This is a genomic window from Microbacterium sp. 10L49 (genome assembly GCF_056395125.1).
The window spans coordinates 344,187-360,444 of sequence record NZ_JBFTIW010000003.1 but is presented as its reverse complement, the minus strand read 5'-3'; the positions used below and the strand labels follow the sequence as shown (position 1 = coordinate 360,444).

At 69.7% G+C, this 16,258-nt stretch carries 16 protein-coding genes; 10 read left to right on the top strand and 6 right to left on the bottom strand.

The features are described 5' to 3' along the window. The first annotated feature begins 82 nt into the window (after positions 1–82). On the top strand, positions 83–673 hold the full coding sequence (locus tag AC1DCT_RS09575; protein WP_477428802.1) for a hypothetical protein: 591 nt from the start codon (positions 83–85) through the stop codon (positions 671–673). 82 nt (positions 674–755) lie between these two features. Continuing rightward, positions 756–1,484, top strand: a complete 729-nt coding sequence (locus AC1DCT_RS09570) for a hypothetical protein (protein WP_477230186.1) — start codon at positions 756–758, stop codon at positions 1,482–1,484. Between the two features lie 77 nt (positions 1,485–1,561). Here the strand turns inward: AC1DCT_RS09570 and AC1DCT_RS09565 are convergent, their stop codons facing one another. From AC1DCT_RS09565 to AC1DCT_RS09540, 6 genes are all read right to left on the bottom strand, one after another. Beyond that, a complete protein-coding gene (locus AC1DCT_RS09565) occupies positions 1,562–2,146 on the bottom strand; it encodes a nitroreductase family protein (RefSeq protein WP_440734391.1) in 585 nt (194 codons plus the stop codon). A 294-nt stretch (positions 2,147–2,440) separates the two neighbouring features. Then, complete coding sequence (locus AC1DCT_RS09560) at positions 2,441–3,544, bottom strand: ABC transporter permease (RefSeq protein ID WP_477428800.1); 1,104 nt, start codon at positions 3,542–3,544, stop codon at positions 2,441–2,443. Then, entirely contained in the window at positions 3,541–4,425 is an 885-nt protein-coding gene (locus AC1DCT_RS09555) for an ABC transporter ATP-binding protein (RefSeq protein ID WP_440734439.1), read from the bottom strand. Before AC1DCT_RS09555 ends, AC1DCT_RS09560 begins: the two co-directional genes overlap by 4 nt. A gap of 120 nt (positions 4,426–4,545) precedes the next feature. After that, complete coding sequence (locus AC1DCT_RS09550) at positions 4,546–5,775, bottom strand: benzoate/H(+) symporter BenE family transporter (RefSeq protein ID WP_477428798.1); 1,230 nt, start codon at positions 5,773–5,775, stop codon at positions 4,546–4,548. 218 nt (positions 5,776–5,993) lie between these two features. Next, on the bottom strand, positions 5,994–6,698 hold the full coding sequence (locus AC1DCT_RS09545) for a response regulator (protein ID WP_477428796.1): 705 nt from the start codon (positions 6,696–6,698) through the stop codon (positions 5,994–5,996). After that, complete coding sequence (locus tag AC1DCT_RS09540; RefSeq protein WP_477428794.1) at positions 6,695–8,047, bottom strand: sensor histidine kinase; 1,353 nt, start codon at positions 8,045–8,047, stop codon at positions 6,695–6,697. The genes AC1DCT_RS09545 and AC1DCT_RS09540 overlap by 4 nt, the downstream gene beginning before the upstream one ends. An 87-nt stretch (positions 8,048–8,134) precedes the next feature. Here AC1DCT_RS09540 and AC1DCT_RS09535 point away from each other — a divergent pair, with 87 nt between their 5' ends. From AC1DCT_RS09535 to AC1DCT_RS09500, 8 genes are all read left to right on the top strand, one after another. Continuing rightward, positions 8,135–9,331, top strand: a complete 1,197-nt coding sequence (locus tag AC1DCT_RS09535) for an MFS transporter (RefSeq protein ID WP_477428792.1) — start codon at positions 8,135–8,137, stop codon at positions 9,329–9,331. Positions 9,332–9,423: 92 nt separating this feature from the next. Beyond that, complete coding sequence (locus AC1DCT_RS09530; RefSeq protein WP_477230192.1) at positions 9,424–9,864, top strand: VOC family protein; 441 nt, start codon at positions 9,424–9,426, stop codon at positions 9,862–9,864. Between the two features lie 18 nt (positions 9,865–9,882). Next, positions 9,883–10,563, top strand: coding sequence for a winged helix-turn-helix transcriptional regulator (locus tag AC1DCT_RS09525; RefSeq protein ID WP_477428790.1), 681 nt, complete (start codon positions 9,883–9,885; stop codon positions 10,561–10,563). 93 nt (positions 10,564–10,656) lie between these two features. Then, positions 10,657–11,274 carry a dihydrofolate reductase family protein gene (locus AC1DCT_RS09520; protein WP_440734383.1) on the top strand — a complete coding sequence of 206 codons (618 nt, stop codon included), beginning with the start codon at positions 10,657–10,659 and terminating at the stop codon, positions 11,272–11,274. Between the two features lie 288 nt (positions 11,275–11,562). Beyond that, positions 11,563–13,614, top strand: a complete 2,052-nt coding sequence (locus AC1DCT_RS09515) for a carboxypeptidase regulatory-like domain-containing protein (protein ID WP_477428788.1) — start codon at positions 11,563–11,565, stop codon at positions 13,612–13,614. Between the two features lie 193 nt (positions 13,615–13,807). After that, on the top strand, positions 13,808–14,089 hold the full coding sequence (locus AC1DCT_RS09510; protein WP_477428786.1) for a hypothetical protein: 282 nt from the start codon (positions 13,808–13,810) through the stop codon (positions 14,087–14,089). Continuing rightward, entirely contained in the window at positions 14,089–15,402 is a 1,314-nt protein-coding gene (locus AC1DCT_RS09505; protein ID WP_477428784.1) for a C2 family cysteine protease, read from the top strand. Before AC1DCT_RS09510 ends, AC1DCT_RS09505 begins: the two co-directional genes overlap by 1 nt. 89 nt (positions 15,403–15,491) lie before the next feature. Next, complete coding sequence (locus AC1DCT_RS09500; RefSeq protein WP_477428782.1) at positions 15,492–16,256, top strand: hypothetical protein; 765 nt, start codon at positions 15,492–15,494, stop codon at positions 16,254–16,256. Positions 16,257–16,258 lie beyond the last annotated feature (2 nt).

The window sequence follows — 16,258 nt, the reverse complement described above, 5'->3', positions numbered from 1 at the left end:
GAGGAGGATGTACTGGTCACGGGCGGGAGATGTCTGCCAGGATCGATGCCGGGACCTACGGATCCCCGGACTGGAGGCCGTCATGACCAATCCCGGGCGAGCGATCGCCATCACCGCCGCCGGAGCTCTCATCGCGGTGTCCGCGCTGTTCTCTGCGGTTCCCGCTGCGGCAGAGCCGGCACCGCCGCCTCCCGACACGACGATGGATCTCGCATTCTGCGTGCTACCGGACGGCGCGTATCGGCTCGACTATCTGACCTCCGGATGGCCGGAATCTCCCGAGTATGAGATGCACTTCGCGCTGGGCGATCAGCGCCCCGACCCTGTGCCGGTGAACGCCGGCGGCAGCATCGTGACGACGCTGACGGAGAGCGACTGGGACGATGCAACTCGACTTGTCTGGTTCGAACTGGCGGGAGGCACGCACGGCATGACCGGACGGAGCTATATCTCCGCCGACCTGCCGACGCAGGCGTGCCCGGATTCGGACGAGTCCGTCGTTCCGGATCGCGGCATCGGCGTCGACACGGGCATCACAGGATCGGCGCGCACTGCGCAGCCCGCCCCCGACCTCGGCGCTGTCGCCGGTCTGCTGCTCGGCGCGGCCGGGTTCTCCGCGGGCGTCTTGCTCCTGTGGCGCCGTCTCTCGCGCGATGGGCTCCGGCGTCGCTGAGCACGCGGGCTGCGACCACGAGCGGCGGGGCGCCGCGCATCTGACGAGGGCCACGCGTCGGCCGGGGAGAAGCCGGCCGCGCGTGGCGCTCGTCATGGTCGCTGCGGTGCTCGGGGTGATGGTGCTCGCCGGATGCAGTATCGGGTTCCCCACGGCCGGCTCGTCCACCGGGGCTCCGAGCTCGGGTGCTCCGACCAGGGGGGAGCACCCGGTGCCTTCCGCGAGCACCGCTCCGGTCGAGGTGGGACCGGGCATGCCGCAGGAGATGCGCATCCCTGCCATAGGGCTGACCGTGCAAGTCGCCGCGGATCCGTGCCCCCTCGTCGACGGGATGATCACGCCGGATATCGACACCCCGGAGGAGGCGTGCACCCTCGTCGTGGAGGGCAAACCGTATGCGCTGCCCTCGACCGGCGCTCCAGACCTGGCCGCGATCGCCGGCCACACCTGGGCGCGAAACGGTGCCGATTGGCAAGGCAACATCGGCACGGCGGCGTTCAACGCGCTCTACGACTGGGATGAGCCGGATCCGCATTTCACCGTGCACGCGGGTGATGAGATCTGGATCCGGACGTCGACCTCGGGGGCGAACTGGCTCGTCTACCGCGCCGCGGACTTCTTCCGCCCGCTGAAGTACGGAGACGGGCCGGATTCGCTTTCCGGTTCCACGGACATCTGGGGCACCGGCGCGCAGCCCGGACGCCTCCTCACAATCGGCTGCCTGCGCGAGTCGGACGACCCGGAAGGGCGATCACAGCGCAACATCGTGGTCGCCTGGGCATTCGACCGAGTAGCGACGGACGCGCCCTGACGCGGAATGCGGGCGACCGTGGCCGGGACGACGAACGCCCCCTCCGTGCGCGGAGAGGGCGTTCGGATCCGGTCGGATCAGTCGTTGACGAGCAGCGTCTCGGCGATCGGACGGCGGGTGCGCGGCGCGTTCTCGCGCTGCTGCAGCTCCTCCGACGCGGTGCGGATGTCGCCCAGCTCGCCGACGGCCATGACCGAGATCGGGGTGAAGTCGCTGCTCAGGTCGAACGCGGCCGCGATGGCGTCGCGGTCGAAGCCGCCCATCTGGTGGGTGGACAGGCCGTTGGCGTGCGCCTGCACGGTGAAGTGCGCGGCCGCCTGGCCGGTGTCGTACAGGGCCCAGGTCATGGGCTCCCCGTCGCGGGTCGTCTCGGCGACGAACACCACGAGTGCCGCAGCGTCGGGGGCCCAGCCGCTGTTGAAGCCGGCCAGGGTCGCCACGATCTTCGCGTGCGCCTCGGAACCGCGGCGCGCCACGATCGCGCGCCAGGGCTGGAAGTTCACGGCGGTCGGCGCCCAGCGGGCGGCCTCGAGTGCGCTGGCCAGCGCGGCCTCGTCGATGGCGGAGGTGGCGTCGAAGATACGGGTGCTCCAGCGCTCGGCGAGGACGTCGAGGATTGGGGCGTCGGTGACCGCGGTGCGGTCGATGGCGGGCGTGCTCATGGCGATGAGGCCTTTCGGATCGGGTTGTCTGCTGCCGGACCTCATCGTCCGTACAGCAGGGGTTAACGATCCATGCACGTGAATATTCCGAGCGGGTTCGGATCCGTTCGGAGAGCGCCAGACCCGAACCCGAACCCGGACCCGCGGATCGCGCCCTCCACGACCGCGAGACTGCATCTCTGTCTCGAGACTGCAGTCCATTCATGCTGTCTCGAGACGAAGATGCAGTCTCGCGGGTAGGTAGACGGGAACCCGCCGAGGCCCCGGACGCGCCGAGGCGCGACCCGGATCCGGTCAGCCCTTCAGCGCCTCCAACAGCTTGACCCTGCCGCCCATGCGCAGCAGCGAGTTCTCGTAGATCTTCGCGGCGACGAGGATCGCGGCCACGCAGGCGACGAGCAGGATCACCAGCGACAGGAGCGGCTCCCACCACTGCGCATCGCCGACGAACAGCCGTACCGGCATCGCGACCGGGGCGGAGAACGGGATGTAGGACAGGATCGTCATCACGACCGGGTTGTCGTTGAAGATGATCGTGAGGATGTACGGCGCCATCACCAGCATCGTGATCGGCATCGTGGTGGATCCGATGTCCTCCTGACGCGACACCAGTGCGGCGGCGGCGGCGAACAACGAGGCCAGCAGCACGAAGCCGAACAGGAAGAACACGGCGAACCACACGAGCGGCGCTCCGAGCCCCTCCAAGACGGCGTTCTGCCCGGTGACGATGAGCCCGACCATCGCGATCGCGGCGAGCGCGAGGATCTGCGCCATCGCCAGCACCGTGTTGCCGAGGACCTTGCCGGCCAGGAGCACCCGCGCGGGGATCGCCGCGAGCAGCAGTTCGACCACGCGGGTGGACTTCTCCTCGACCACGCTCTGCGCCATGGTCATTCCGAACGTGGACGCCGCCATCAGGAAGACGACGCCGAAGCCGATGGCGACGAGGTACCGCAGCAGCGGATTGGTCGTGTCCGGTTCGAGGATCGTGACCTTGGGCGTCTTCGCGAGCGCGTTGAGCAGACCGCTGGGCGTGTCCTTGAGCACCACGACCTCGAAGCCGAAGGTCGAATCGGACGAAGGGACCAGTGCGGCCGCGACTTTCCCGTCGCGGACCTCCTTCTCGGCGGTGGCCACGTCCTTCACGCCGATCACGGCCAATCCGTCAATCGAGAGCGTGATCGGCGGAGTCCCGTCAACTGCCGCGATCTTGGTCTCCGAGGTGTTCTTGCTCATGAATCCGCCGATGAGCACACCGGCGAGGGCGATGAGCAGCAGGATCCCCGTGGAGATCAGGAACGCCTTGCTGCGCAGCTTGGATCCGATCTCGCGCTCGGCGACGAGGAAGATGCCGCTCGAGACGGAGAGTGCGCCGCTCTGCGGGGTTGCGGTGCTCACTGGATGACCTCCTTGAAGATCTGGGCGAGGGTGGGATGCTGCGGGGAGAAGGAGTGCACGACGCCGTGGCCGAGCGCGGTGCGCAGCACGCGCTGGGCGTCCTCCGGGGTGTCGGCGTCGAAGACGGCGGTGCCGCGTTCGAAGTCGACGACGGTGATTCCGGGCTCGGAGCGGATCCAGCCCGCGTCGGCGTCGGAGACCAGTTCGTAGCGCGGGGCGGAGTGCTGCGCGCGCAGCTGCTCGCGGGAGCCGGCGGCCCGGATCGTGCCACCCGCGATGATGACGAGGTCGTCGCAGAGTCGCTCGACGACGTCGAGCTGGTGCGAGGAGAACAGGATCGACGCGCCCTGCGCGGCCCTGGCCTGCAGCACCCCGGCCACGACGTCGACGGCGAGCGGATCCAGTCCCGAGAACGGCTCGTCGAGGATGAGCACCTCGGGGTCGTGCACCAGGGCGGCGGCGATCTGGGCGCGCTGCTGGTTGCCGAGCGAGAGCGACTCGATGGTGTCGTGCAGCCGTTCGCCGAGGCCGAGCTCGGTCAGCAGCGCCTCGCCGCGGGCGGTCGCCTCGGACTTGCCGAACCCGTGCAGCCGCGCGAGGTAGGCGACCTGCTCGAGCACCTTCATCTTCGGATACAGGCCGCGTTCCTCGGGCATGTATCCGAAATGGCGGCGGTCGGCGGCCGCGACGTCGTGCCCGCCCAGGCGCACCGTGCCGCCGTCGGCGCCGAGCACACCCAGCACGATCCGCATCGTGGTGGTCTTGCCGGCGCCGTTGCCGCCGACGAAGCCCGTGAGCCGGCCGGGTTCGACGCGGAACGAGACGTCGTCGAGCACGCGCCGGGCACCGTAGCTCTTGGTGAGGCCATCGAGTTCGAGCAGCCCCGTGGTCGGGGTGCGGGTGAGCACTGTGGTCATGAGAGCAACGCTATTCACCGCGGAGGCGCGGGGCATCCCCCCTGCGGTGGATCCGGCGGCGTCCTTCGCGGGACGGACGTGCGCTCAGCGCCGCCGAAGGTGCAGGACGCCGCGGACGAGCAGTCCGGCGAGCAGCGCCCAGAACGCTGCGCTCACGCCCCAGAAGGCCATGCCGCTGGCGGCGGCGACGAACGTCACCACAGCCGGGGTGCGCTCGCCCGGGTCGTCGATCGCCTGCTGCACGGCGGATCCGAACGCGCCGAAGAGAGCAAGCCCGGCGACGGCCGGGATCACTGCGACCGGGGCGAGCACCACGAGCGCCGCGAACGCGGCCGAGCATCCGCCCAGCGCCAGGTACGACACCCCGGTCGAGACGCCGGCGATCCAGCGGCGCTTCGGATCCGGCTCCGCGTCGGGTGCGGCGGCGAGGGCGGCGCTGATGGCGGCGAGGTTGATCGCGTGCCCGCCCGCGGGGGCGCCGAGCGCGCTCCCGATGCCTGTCACCAGCATCGCGGGGCGCCATGGCACGGCATAGCCGAAGCTGCGCATCACCGCGACGCCGGGTACGTTCTGCGACGCCATCGTCACGATGAACAGCGGCAGCGCGATGCCGACCAGCGCCCCGACGGTGAAGGTCGGCATCGTCAGCTCGACGTGCGGCAGCAGGGAGATCGGATCCAGGACCGCGCCCGCGCCCGTCCCGGTCCCCGCGCCCGTCGAAGGACCGCCTGTCACGATCCCCACAACGATCACGACGGTCGCCGTGAGGAAGGCCAGCGGTACCGCCCACCGGGGTGCGAGCCGGGCGAACACCAGCCACGTCAGCACGACCGGGACCACGCCCCACGGGTTCTTCCCGAGACCGACGATCGGGGCCAGGCACAGCGGCAGCAGCACGCCGGCGAGCATCGCCTGCGCGATCGACGGCGGGATCGCGGCGATGAGGGATCCGAGTTGCGGGACGAGCGCCGTGAGCAGGATCAGACCGGCCACGATGAGGAAGGCGCCGACCGCCGCCGGCCACCCTCCCTCGATCGAGCCGGAGGCGGCGAGCAGCGCCGCGCCCGGGGTCGACCACGCCGCGGTGATCGGCATGCGGTACCGCCAGGCCAGCACGATGCAGGCGATGCCCATGGTGAGACAGAGGGCGAGCAGCCCGCTCGCGGCCTGGGCGTGGGTCGCTCCGACGGCGGCGAGGCCGGTGAGCACGACCGCGAACGAACTCGTGAATCCGACGAGCGCCGTGACGACCCCGGCCATGATCGGCCGGGACGAGGACGGGCGGGGGACCGGCGGGCTCGACGTTTCGGGCATGGGGAGAGGCTAGCGGGGTGCGCGGGTGCGCCGAGCACGCGGGGTGTTGGCGGAGCGACGGGCGGAGCGGGCCGACACTTCGCGGCGGTCTGCGGTCTCAACTCCGGAGGACGTTTGCAACTCCGCAGGACGAAGCTCGCGGGATCCTCCTGCAGAGTTGCAAACGTCCTGTGAAATGGGGCGAGGATCCCGAGCGGGCCGGTACCCGGCGTGATGCTTTACGCCAGACCCAGCCGATGCGCCAGCACCACGGCCTGCACCCGGTCGCGGGCGCCCAGCTTCTGCAGGATCCGCGACACGTGCGTCTTCACGGTCGCCTCGCCGATGAACAGCTCTGCGGCGATCTCGGCGTTGCTCCAGGCCTCGGCGACGAGGCGCAGCACCTCGGCCTCGCGCTCGGTGAGCGGGTCGGGCAGTTCGGCGCTGGGCAGGGCGGCGGATCCGGTCAGCGTGATCGCGGGCGTCTCGAGGGCGGGCCGGACCGCCGCCGGCTGCGCCGCGAACCGCTGCAGCACCCGGCGGGTGACCTCGGGCGCGAGCATGCCGTCCCCGGCGGCGAGTGCGCGCACGGCGGCGACGAGCTCCTCCGGTCCGGCGTTCTTGAGCAGGAACCCGCTGGCTCCGGCATCCAGCGCGTCGAACAGGTAGTCGTCGCGGTCGAAGGTCGTCACGATCGCGATCGATGAGCGGATCCGCCCGTCCGCCGTGATCCGCCGGGTCGCCTCGAGCCCGTCCATGTCGGGCATCTGCACGTCCATCGTGATCACGTCGGGAAGCAGGGAGCCGGCGAGGTCGACCGCCTCGGATCCGGTGCCGGCCTCTCCGACGACCTCGATGTCGGGCTGCAGGTCGAGGATCGTGCGGAACCCCGCACGGAGCATGGCGTGGTCGTCGACGATCAGCACGCGGATCGGAGCGCTCACAAGGACTCCTCGCCGCGGCCCGGCGCACCGGATCCCGACTCCGCCAGGGCGCCGGCGGGCGTGGAATCGGGCGCGGGCGTGGAACCGGGCGCGGGCGCGGGCACCGGGCCAGGGCCGGAAGCGCCCACGGGCAGCGTCGCCCGCACCCGGAACCCGCCGGTCGGCCGCGGCACGAGCTCGATCGATCCGCCGGATGCCGTCGCACGCTCCCGCATGCCGAGCTGGCCCAGGCCGGGCCGCAGTCCGGTGACGAGCCGCCCCGTGTTCACGACCTCGAGCTCGACGGATCCCGGCTCGTAGCGGATCCGCACATCCGCCTCGGCGTCGGGGCCGGCATGGCGGCGGGCGTTCGTGAGCGACTCCTGGGCGATCCGGTAGAGGTTCACCGCGGTCAGGCGCGGCACCGGCGCGGCCTCGCCGATCACCTGCAGCCGCGTGGGCAGGCCCGCCGCCGTCGACGCTGCCGCGAGCTCGGCGATGTCGTCGACACCGACCGTCGAGGATCCGTCGTCGCTGTCGCCGGGCGCCCGCAGCGTGTCGAGCAGCTGGTGGAAGTCGCGGATGGCGTCGCGCGCGGCGGTCTCGATGCCGGCGACGATCGCCGTCGCCGCCTGCGGATCCTGCGGGATCATCATGCGCGCCGCTCCCGCCTGCACGCCCATGACCGAGACGTGGTGCGCCACCACGTCGTGCAGCTCCCGGGCGATGCGCACACGGTCCAGCGCCACCGCCTGAGCCGCGCTGAGCGCGCGCTCGCGCTCGAGCTCGGCCGTGCGCTGCTCGAGGGCGGCTCGCTGTCGGGCGGCGCTCCAGCTGCGCTCGCCGAAGTAGTAGGCGCCGCCGAAGTACAGCACGTTCAGCAGCACCTGCAGCATGAGGAACGCCACGAGCGGGGAGAACATCCCGGCCACGACGTCCGCCTTGTGCGCCTGATCGATCGCTTGCCGGTACATCTCGATCACGAGCCAGACGGCCATCACGACGATGATCCCGGTGCGCACCAGGAACGCACTGCGGCGCGTGTTCATCCAGGCGCCGACCGTGTAGAGGCTGATGAACATCGCGATGTTGCCGGCGTAGATCTCGGGGACCTTCAGCGAGGTAGCCACCACGAAGGTGAGCGAGACGACGATCGCGACCGCGGCCGGCCACCGGCGCCGCACCGCGAGCGCCGCGGAGATGACGATGACGTACGGCATGGCCGTCCACAGCTCGGCCTGGTCCGCGCCGTAGACCTTCGCGATCGAGGAGAGCCCGGCGCTGAGGATCCCTCCCACGAGCATGACGCCGGCCAGGAGCACGTCCTGCCGCAGTTCGCGCGGGGTCGGGGTGCGGGTGAACGGCGGCATCCCTCCACCGTAGGGCGGGCCCCGGCCGGAGAGCATCCCCCGTACGACGGATCCGGCTCGATGCGACCCCGTACGGCGGATCCGCGGATGCGAGACTGGAACGTGACCTCGCCCTCGCCGGTACCGCCGCGCCCGCGCCTCGCCCCGCTGTATCTCGCGGGATTCACCACCGCCTTCGGCGCGCACGGGATCGCGGCTGCTCTGGGGGCGGAGACCGAGGACATCGGCTGGACCCTCCTCGCATTCGCCTTCACGCTCGCGCTGTACGACCTCGCCGAGGTGCTGCTCAAACCCGTGTTCGGCGCGCTCAGCGACAGGATCGGGGTGCGACCCGTCATCGTCGCAGGGCTGCTCGCGTTCGCCGTGTTCTCCGTGGTCGGCGCGCTCGTGCCCGGCACCGTCGGGCTCATCGTGGCGAGGTTCGGGCAGGGTGCGGCGGCCTCGGCGTTCTCTCCGGCGTCGTCGGCCGCGGTCGCGCGGCTCGCAGACGACGCCTCCCGCGGTCGCTACTTCGGACGCTACGGATCCTGGAAGAGTCTCGGCTATGCGCTGGGCCCGCTGCTGGGTGCGGGGCTCGTCGTCTGGGCGGGCCTGCCCGCGCTGTTCTGGGCGCTCGCCGCGGTCGCCCTGGTCGCGGCCGCGTGGGTGCGGTTCGGCGTGCCGGCGGTGTCGGTGCTGCCCCGAAAGCGCGTGACCCTCGCGGATCTCGCGCGCGAGGTCACCGCACGCGGGTTCCTGGTGCCGACCCTCGTGCTCGCGGCGGCGACAGGCGGCCTCGCGGTCGCGGTCGGGTTCCTCCCCCTGCTCGGCCGCGAGACCGGCATCGGCACGGTCGGCAGCATGGCGCTCGTCACCGTGCTGGCCGTCGTCAGCAGTGTCGTGCAGCCGCTGGCGGGATCCCTGCACGACCGCGGACGGCTTCCGGTGCGTTCCGGCGCGGTCGGCGGGCTCGCGCTGCTGGCGGCCGGGATCCTGGTCGCCGGACTGTGGCCGCTGCTGCCGACGCTCGTCGTCGCGGCTGTGCTCATCGGCGCGGGTGTGGGGCTGGCGACGCCGCTCGCGTTCTCGCACCTGGCCGCCACCACGCCGTCGGACCGGATGGGGCGCACGATGGGCTCCGCGGAGCTCGGCCGCGAACTCGGCGACGCGGGCGGACCCCTCGTCGCCGGTGCCGTGGCGACCGTGACGCTCCCCGGCGTGGGCCTCGTCGTCGTGGCCGGTCTGACAGCAGGCGCGGGGATCCTCGCCGCTCTCGGGTTCCGCCGCCCGCCCGCCGGGAGCTGACCACGACCTTACTTGCTCTTGACAAGCGAACTTGCAAAAAGCAAGCTAGTCGCATCGGACCCGATCCGGGATCCGCCGACAGAGGAGTCATCGTGACGAACGTCTTCATCAGCCTGCCCACGTCCGACCTCGAGCGCGCGAAGGCCTTCTACGGTGCGCTCGGCTGCGAGTTCCGTCCGGACTTCTCGGACGAGAACGGCACGTGTTTCGCGTGGGACGACAACGTCTTCCTCATGCTCATCACACGCGAGTTCTTCGCGACTTTCACGGACAAGCCGATCGTGGATCCGCACACCGCGGTGCAGGTCTCGATCAACTTCTCCCGCGACTCGCGCGAGGACGTGGATGCGATGATCGCGAAGGGCGTCGCCGCGGGCGGCACCGAGCCGCAGCCCGCGCAGGACTACGGCTTCATGTACATGCGCGATCTGAACGATCCCGACGGCAATGCCCTCGGCTTCCTGTACTCGGTGCCGGAGGATGCCCGGCAGGACGCCGACGCGCAGCCGGCGACCCAGAACGCCGGGGTCTGATGCGGGGCGGGCGCTGACATGGCCGCACGCAGCTACGGCCAGTACTGCGGGGTCACCACCGCCGTCGAGCTGATCGGCGAGCGGTGGGCGCTGCTCATCGTGCGCGATCTGCTCGTCGGCCCGCGCCGCTACACGGACCTGAAGCAGGGGCTGCCGCGGATTCCGACGAACATCCTGTCCACCCGGCTCAAGGAGCTGCAGGAGGGCGGGGTCGTGCGCCGGGTGCCGCTGCACGGCTGCGGGCTCGTGTACGAGCTCACGCCATACGGTCGGGCGCTCGAACCGGTGGTGCTCGCGCTCGGGCGCTGGGGCTTCCAGACGATGGGCGATCCCGGCGAGGGCGACGTCGTCACGGCTGACTCGCTCACCATGGCGCTGCGAACCGCGTTCCGCGCCGACCGCGCAAAGGACCTCGATGTGGAGCTGCACGTCGGAGACGTCGCGCTGCGGGCGGTGGTCCGCGGAGGGGTGTTGTCGGTCGCGCAGATCGCCCCGTCCGCCCCGCCCGTGGGCGGCGTGCTTCCGCCGGGCGACCCCGAGGCCGTCCTCGTCGCCGGCCCCGGCATCCGGCACCTCATCGGCGGCGAGGTCACGCCGCACGAGGCGATCGCGCAGGATCTGGTCGCCGTCGTGCGCGGCGAGGAGCGGATCCTGGGCGTTTTCGCGCAGACCTTCCACATCGACCGGCTCGCGGCGTAGCGTCGCCGTGGGACGCTACGCCGAAACGTCGGTCCCCGTGCTTCGACAGGCTCAGCAACCGGTCGAAGGGCCCGACCCCCGAAGGAGGAGATCATGACCGGACGCATCATCATCGACCTGTTCACGACCGTCGACGGCGTCGCCCAGGCGCCGGGCGGCCCCGAGGAGGACACCAGCGACGGCTTCCGTTTCGGGGGCTGGCAGGCCACGCTGCCCAGCGAGGCGGTCATGCGCAGCGTGACCCAGGGCATGGAGACCCTCGACGCGCTGCTGCTCGGGCGCCGCACGTACGACATCTTCGCGGGCTACTGGCCGGAGCACACCACGGGCCCCGAGGGCTTCATCGGGCAGCTGTTCAATCGCGTGCCCAAGTACGTGGCGTCGCGCGACGCCGACATCGAACTCGACTGGGAGGGCAGCAGCCGGGTCGGCGCCGATCTTCCGGCCGAGATCGCGGCGCTGCGCGAGAAGCACCAGGACGTGCACGTGATCGGCAGCGTCGACTTCGTGCAGACCCTGCTCGCCGAGCAGCTCTACGACGAGCTGCAGCTGTGGGTGTATCCCATCGTGCTCGGCCAGGGCAAGAAGGTGTTCCCCGATGGGGCGACCCCGCACAATCTGCGCCTCGTGCACGCCGAGTCGGGCGACGGCGGCACACTGCTGCTGCGCTACGCGCCGCTGCCCGGGGAGCCCACCACCGGCACGATGTGAGCCCGCGAGACCGCGTGTCGCATTCGTGACCGGAATATCGCGGATCCGTCTTTCCGGGAGTCGGTCGCGAAACTACAGTCATCCGTAACGCGTGGGGATGTTGACCCGAACACCCGCACTCTGGGGAGTGCGGGTGTTCCCATGTGCGGATCCGGTCGCAGGAATTTCCTCTTTCCTGAGAGAACCCTGTGACGATAGATTGCATCGACGCCTGGTTCTTCAGGCTCCGGCCGCGCCCGACGAAGGGCAACGGTCGCTGACCCGAGGGGGACCAGGATGTCTACAGGCGTGTCTGCACGTCGCGGCTGGAAGGGCGCACTCGTCGCGCTGCTTGCCGCGGCGCTGATGTTCACCGGAGTAGGGGCAGCTAATGCCGATCCGACGCCGGGAACTGGTGGGTCGATCGCGGGTGTCGTCACGAGCGACGTCGACGGATCCCCGATCGCAGGCGTGTACGTCGAGGCGCAGAACAATGACGCCTCCTCCCTCGCCGGGGCGACGACCGGCCCGGACGGCACCTATCGAATCGATGGATTGCGCGCGGGTGCGCATCGTGTGCATTTCCTGACCTATGGCACGCCGTACATCAGCGAGTACTGGAACAACTCGTCGAGCTACTTCGGCTCGACGACGGTGGACGTGCAGGAAGGCGCCGTCGTCGCCGGGATCGACGCGGGGCTCAGCGCCGGCGCCTCCATCAGCGGGGTCGTCACTCGGGAAGACGGCATGCCCGTCGCGAGTAGTCCTGTCTGGGCGAACGGCGCGAATGGGGGTTTCAGCAGCGGGTTCACCGACTCTTCGGGCGCTTACACGATTCCGGGCCTCGCAGCCGATTCCTACGTGGTCCAGTTCCAGGGGACCTGGGACGGGCTCGTCGGCGAGTACTGGAACAACGCGGCTGACTACTTCTCCGCGACCAGGGTCTCCGTGGCGGCCGGTGGCGCGGTCACCGGAATCGATGCCGTGCTCTCGGCGGGCGGATCCGTCCAGGGCATGGTCACGAAGGCCTCCGACGGCTCCGCCGTCACCAATGGCTGGGTCGCCGTCTTGGACGCGAACGGCAATACGGTCGCCCAGGCGGGTGTCTCCATCGATGGCACATATCGGATCGACGGGATCCGCCCGGGCGACTACAAGGTCAAGTTCTCGTCCAATGATTCGAGCCTGCTCCCGCAGTATTGGGCCGGCGCCGCGACAGCGGCCATGGCGACCTCAGTCACCGTCGCCGCCGGCCAGACGGTGAGCGGCATCGACGCGGCGCTGCAGGCACTTCCGTCGCAGATCAGCGGCACCGTGACGCGAGCATCCGATGGAACGCCGGTGGCGGGCATCTCGGTGAGCGCGAGCGGTACCGGCGGGTACTACTGGGCGACCACCGATGACACCGGCGCCTATCGGATCTCTGCCGCGCCGGGGCAGTACGCCGTCGAGTTCCGCGACAACTATCAGACGTTCGCCACCCAGTGGTGGAGTGGTGCCGCCAGTGCACAGGACGCGACGCCGATCACACTCCTCGAGGGCTCGCAGCTCACGGGCATCGATGCGAGCCTCGATGCGACCGTGGCGATCCGCGGTTCCGTGCTCCTCGACGGATCGACGGATCTGCGCGGTCATTCCTCGAGCATCGCTGTGATCGCCGAGTCGGACGGCCAGTTCGTCGGGATGAGCTATGTCCACCCCGACGGCACGTACGCCCTGTCGATCGGACCCGGCACCTACACGGTGCGCGTCGAGGGCACGGAGGGCTTCGCCTACGCGATCGCGCCGCAGTACTACTCGCACTCGGTTTCCGAGGCGGGCGCGACCCCGGTCGTCGTCTCCGGCACCGGCGATGTCACGGGCATCGACTTCGACGTGTCCTCGCTCACTGCGGGCGTCGCGCTGTCGTCGGGTACGGCCCATCCGGGCGATACGGTCCACGTGACTGCGTCTGGCTTCGCGCACGGTGAGCCAGTCGATATCGAACTGCATTCCGTACCCGTCCAGCTCGCATCGGTCACTGCCGGCGCCGACGGCACCATCGACGCGACCGTCACCATTCCGGCAGACGCGCCCGCCGGAGCGCACCGGATCGTGCTCAAGGGCCAGATGTCAACGCTGACAGGCGGTGCTGCGCTGACCATTCCGGGAGTTGCGGGGCCCGGCGGATCCGAAGGTCCCGGAACAGGCACCGGATCGGCCGGTACGGGAACGGACCCCTCTGGAGCGTCGTCGGGGTCCGGCACTGCGCAGCTTCCGGCGACCGGCGCGGAGATCCCGGACGCCGCTCTGCTGCTCGGTGCCCTGCTGCTGCTCATCGGGGCCGCGCTCGTACGGATCCACCGTCGGCAGCAGGCCTGATCGGATCGACGCCTCGCGGGCGCCTCGCATGCTTCGGCGGCGGGGCGCCCGTGGTGCATCGACACGCATGACGACGTCCCCCGGAGCAGTACGTCGCCCCGGACCCCTTCGCCGGCACATGGGGAGTTCTCCCCGTCGCGTCGATCCGGAAGGGTCAGTAGCCTCGAGAGCACAGGAGCTTCCGGGGGGAACCATGAGTGCGGAGAAAGTCGTCATCGACTACGACCTGCTGGACGGTGTGCGCACGTCGATCAGGACGATCATCACCGCATTGAAGGATGCGCCCGAGAACGCGCACGATGCGGCCGGCGCGATCGACCGTCCTTTCGAGCAGCCGCAGCTGCAGGCACTCGCCGGGGACTTCCGCGGTGAATGGGAGTCCCGCCGCGAAGATCTCATCACTTCTCTCGAGGACGTCTCCGGATACATCAGCGATGTCATCGATTCGTACTACGGACTGGACCGGTGGTTCTGATGGGTGGATCGGTCGAGGGCGGCACCGCGGGCGTCGCGGTCAGCACCGGGCAGGAGATCCGATCGATGGTCGGTGAGCCGGATACCGTCCAGAAGGCGGGTCACGCGATGTCCGGCTACGGCCGGCTGATGACGGAGGTCGGTCAGCAGCTGCTGATGATCAAGGATTCCGAGATCGCGGAGTGGCGGATTACCGGCAAGGCCACGGACAAGCTGAGGTCGGGAGTGGCAGAGGCAGCACAGATGCTCGCCATCGCCAGCGCTCTCTACGCCCCCATCGGGCAGGCGCTGGAGATCTACGGGACCAAGACGAGCGACTATCAGACCGAGCTCAACAAACTGGCGCTCACCTGCCAGGAGCAGTGGCGTACGTATCAGCGGCTGCTCGCCGCGTACAAGTCGTCGACCGCACCGGCACCGGACGATCCCGACTACGACCAGAAGCAGCGAGAGCGCTCCAAGGCGGAGACCGAGGTGATGGATGCGTATGACGCATGGAGTCACAATGCGACGCTCTGGAACAACACCTACGTCAGTTGGTTCGCCCAGTACACCTCCGCGGTGACGAGCCTCTCGGATCCGCGACTGGAGGCCATCCGCAAGGGAGAGCTTCCGGAGGTCACGCCGCTCACTCTGTTCCCCAACGGTGATCCGGATCCGACGGATGTGGACCAGGGCAGTGTCGGCGACTGCTATCTGCTGTCGGTGCTCGCAGGGATCGCGAAGGGCGACCCGGACAAGATCAAGCATCTGATCACCGCCAACGCGGATGGCACCTACACGGTCCATTTCAAGGACGGCGACATCACGGTGCGCGTCGACCAGCTGCCCGACGACGGTCAGGCCGACTGGGTGCGCGTCATCGAGGGCGCATACCAGGTGCACGAGGGCAGTTTCGAGGAGTTCGACAACGGCGGCGACCCCGCGGCTGTGATGAAGGCCATCTACGGCGGGGATGCCGACTACAAGGACAACAAGAGCGGCATCTGGGACTGGCTGACCGGTGGTAACGACATCGACGACAGCGGCGGCCAGATCAAGGACGCCCTCTCGCACGGTCGTCCGGTCGTCGCGATCGCCTCGGACGGCGCGCTCGGCTTCGACGGAGGCGGTCACGCCCTCACCGTGACGCGGTCCTATGACAAGGACGGTGTGGCGATGGTTGAGATCCGCAATCCATGGGGCAGCAACAACGGGCACGAGGGGGCCATCCGCGACGCCGGCGGCACTCTGCACGACCCGGATGACGGCTATTTCACGATGTCGTTCGCGGACTTCGCGAAGGCTTTCACCGCCGTGGAGATCCAGAAGTGATGCGCGGGCCCATCGTTCGCACCGGCGTCGTCGTCATCGCCGCGTGCCTTCTGCTGACCGCGTGCAGCGCACATCCCGAGGAGGAAACCATGCGCACATCGTCCACGCCCTCGCCGTCCGCCGCGGCGGCGGATCCGAATCCGCAGGAGCCGGTTGCGGAGTTGCTCGCGGAAGCCGATCTCGTCGTGTTCGGAAAGGTCGATTCCGTCGACGTTGTCATCGATGCCGAGCATCCGCGTCCGCGCACGGCGCAGACCGCCACCGTGACGGTGGAGCAGGTGCTGAAGGGCGATGCACCCACGACGATCACGGTGACGAAGCCCGCCGGCACCTGGTACTTCCTCACCGATACGACCGAGGAGTCGTACGACGCCAAGTGGGCCGGGGTCTTCACCCTCAAGCGCGACGGTGAGGGCTACGTCTTGTTCGGCAACACCGGCGTGCAGGACGATGCCGGGGCTCTGCCGGCCTTCCAGCGCGTGCTCGCCGGGCACCCCGAGCATGTACCCGCGGCGACCGAGGCGCAGCTGAAGGACTGGACTGCCCGGGCCGACATCATCGTGTTCGCGACCGCCCGCGGCGCGTCCGACCACGTCACGCTGCGCATGCCACGGACCGACTTCTCGACATCCGCCACCCTCACCCCGATCGAGGTGCTGAAGGGAACGATGACCTCGCCGATGCAGGTCGTGCAGGGGCCTCAGCCGGAGACGGTCGGCGGTACGTGGGCGTTCCCCGTGACCGAGGCGGGCGAGGACGGGATCTACTTCATCGACACCTCCAGCGGCACGCCAACCGTGCTCAACACGACCAGGCCCAGCCAGATCAACGAGAACCGGATCCCGCGGGGCTGACG

Excerpts from the sequence above, each read along its gene's own strand:
- AC1DCT_RS09500 (WP_477428782.1), top strand. The coding sequence starts at position 15,492 with ATGCGCACATCGTCCACGCCCTCGCCGTCCGCCGCGGCGGCGGATCCG.
- AC1DCT_RS09505 (WP_477428784.1), top strand. The coding sequence starts at position 14,089 with ATGGGTGGATCGGTCGAGGGCGGCACCGCGGGCGTCGCGGTCAGCACC.
- AC1DCT_RS09575 (WP_477428802.1), top strand. The coding sequence starts at position 83 with ATGACCAATCCCGGGCGAGCGATCGCCATCACCGCCGCCGGAGCTCTC.
- AC1DCT_RS09525 (WP_477428790.1), top strand. The coding sequence starts at position 9,883 with ATGGCCGCACGCAGCTACGGCCAGTACTGCGGGGTCACCACCGCCGTC.
- AC1DCT_RS09540 (WP_477428794.1), bottom strand. The coding sequence starts at position 8,047 with ATGCCGCCGTTCACCCGCACCCCGACCCCGCGCGAACTGCGGCAGGAC.
- AC1DCT_RS09550 (WP_477428798.1), bottom strand. The coding sequence starts at position 5,775 with ATGCCCGAAACGTCGAGCCCGCCGGTCCCCCGCCCGTCCTCGTCCCGG.
- AC1DCT_RS09535 (WP_477428792.1), top strand. The coding sequence starts at position 8,135 with ATGCGAGACTGGAACGTGACCTCGCCCTCGCCGGTACCGCCGCGCCCG.
- AC1DCT_RS09520 (WP_440734383.1), top strand. The coding sequence starts at position 10,657 with ATGACCGGACGCATCATCATCGACCTGTTCACGACCGTCGACGGCGTC.
- AC1DCT_RS09510 (WP_477428786.1), top strand. The coding sequence starts at position 13,808 with ATGAGTGCGGAGAAAGTCGTCATCGACTACGACCTGCTGGACGGTGTG.
- AC1DCT_RS09565 (WP_440734391.1), bottom strand. The coding sequence starts at position 2,146 with ATGAGCACGCCCGCCATCGACCGCACCGCGGTCACCGACGCCCCAATC.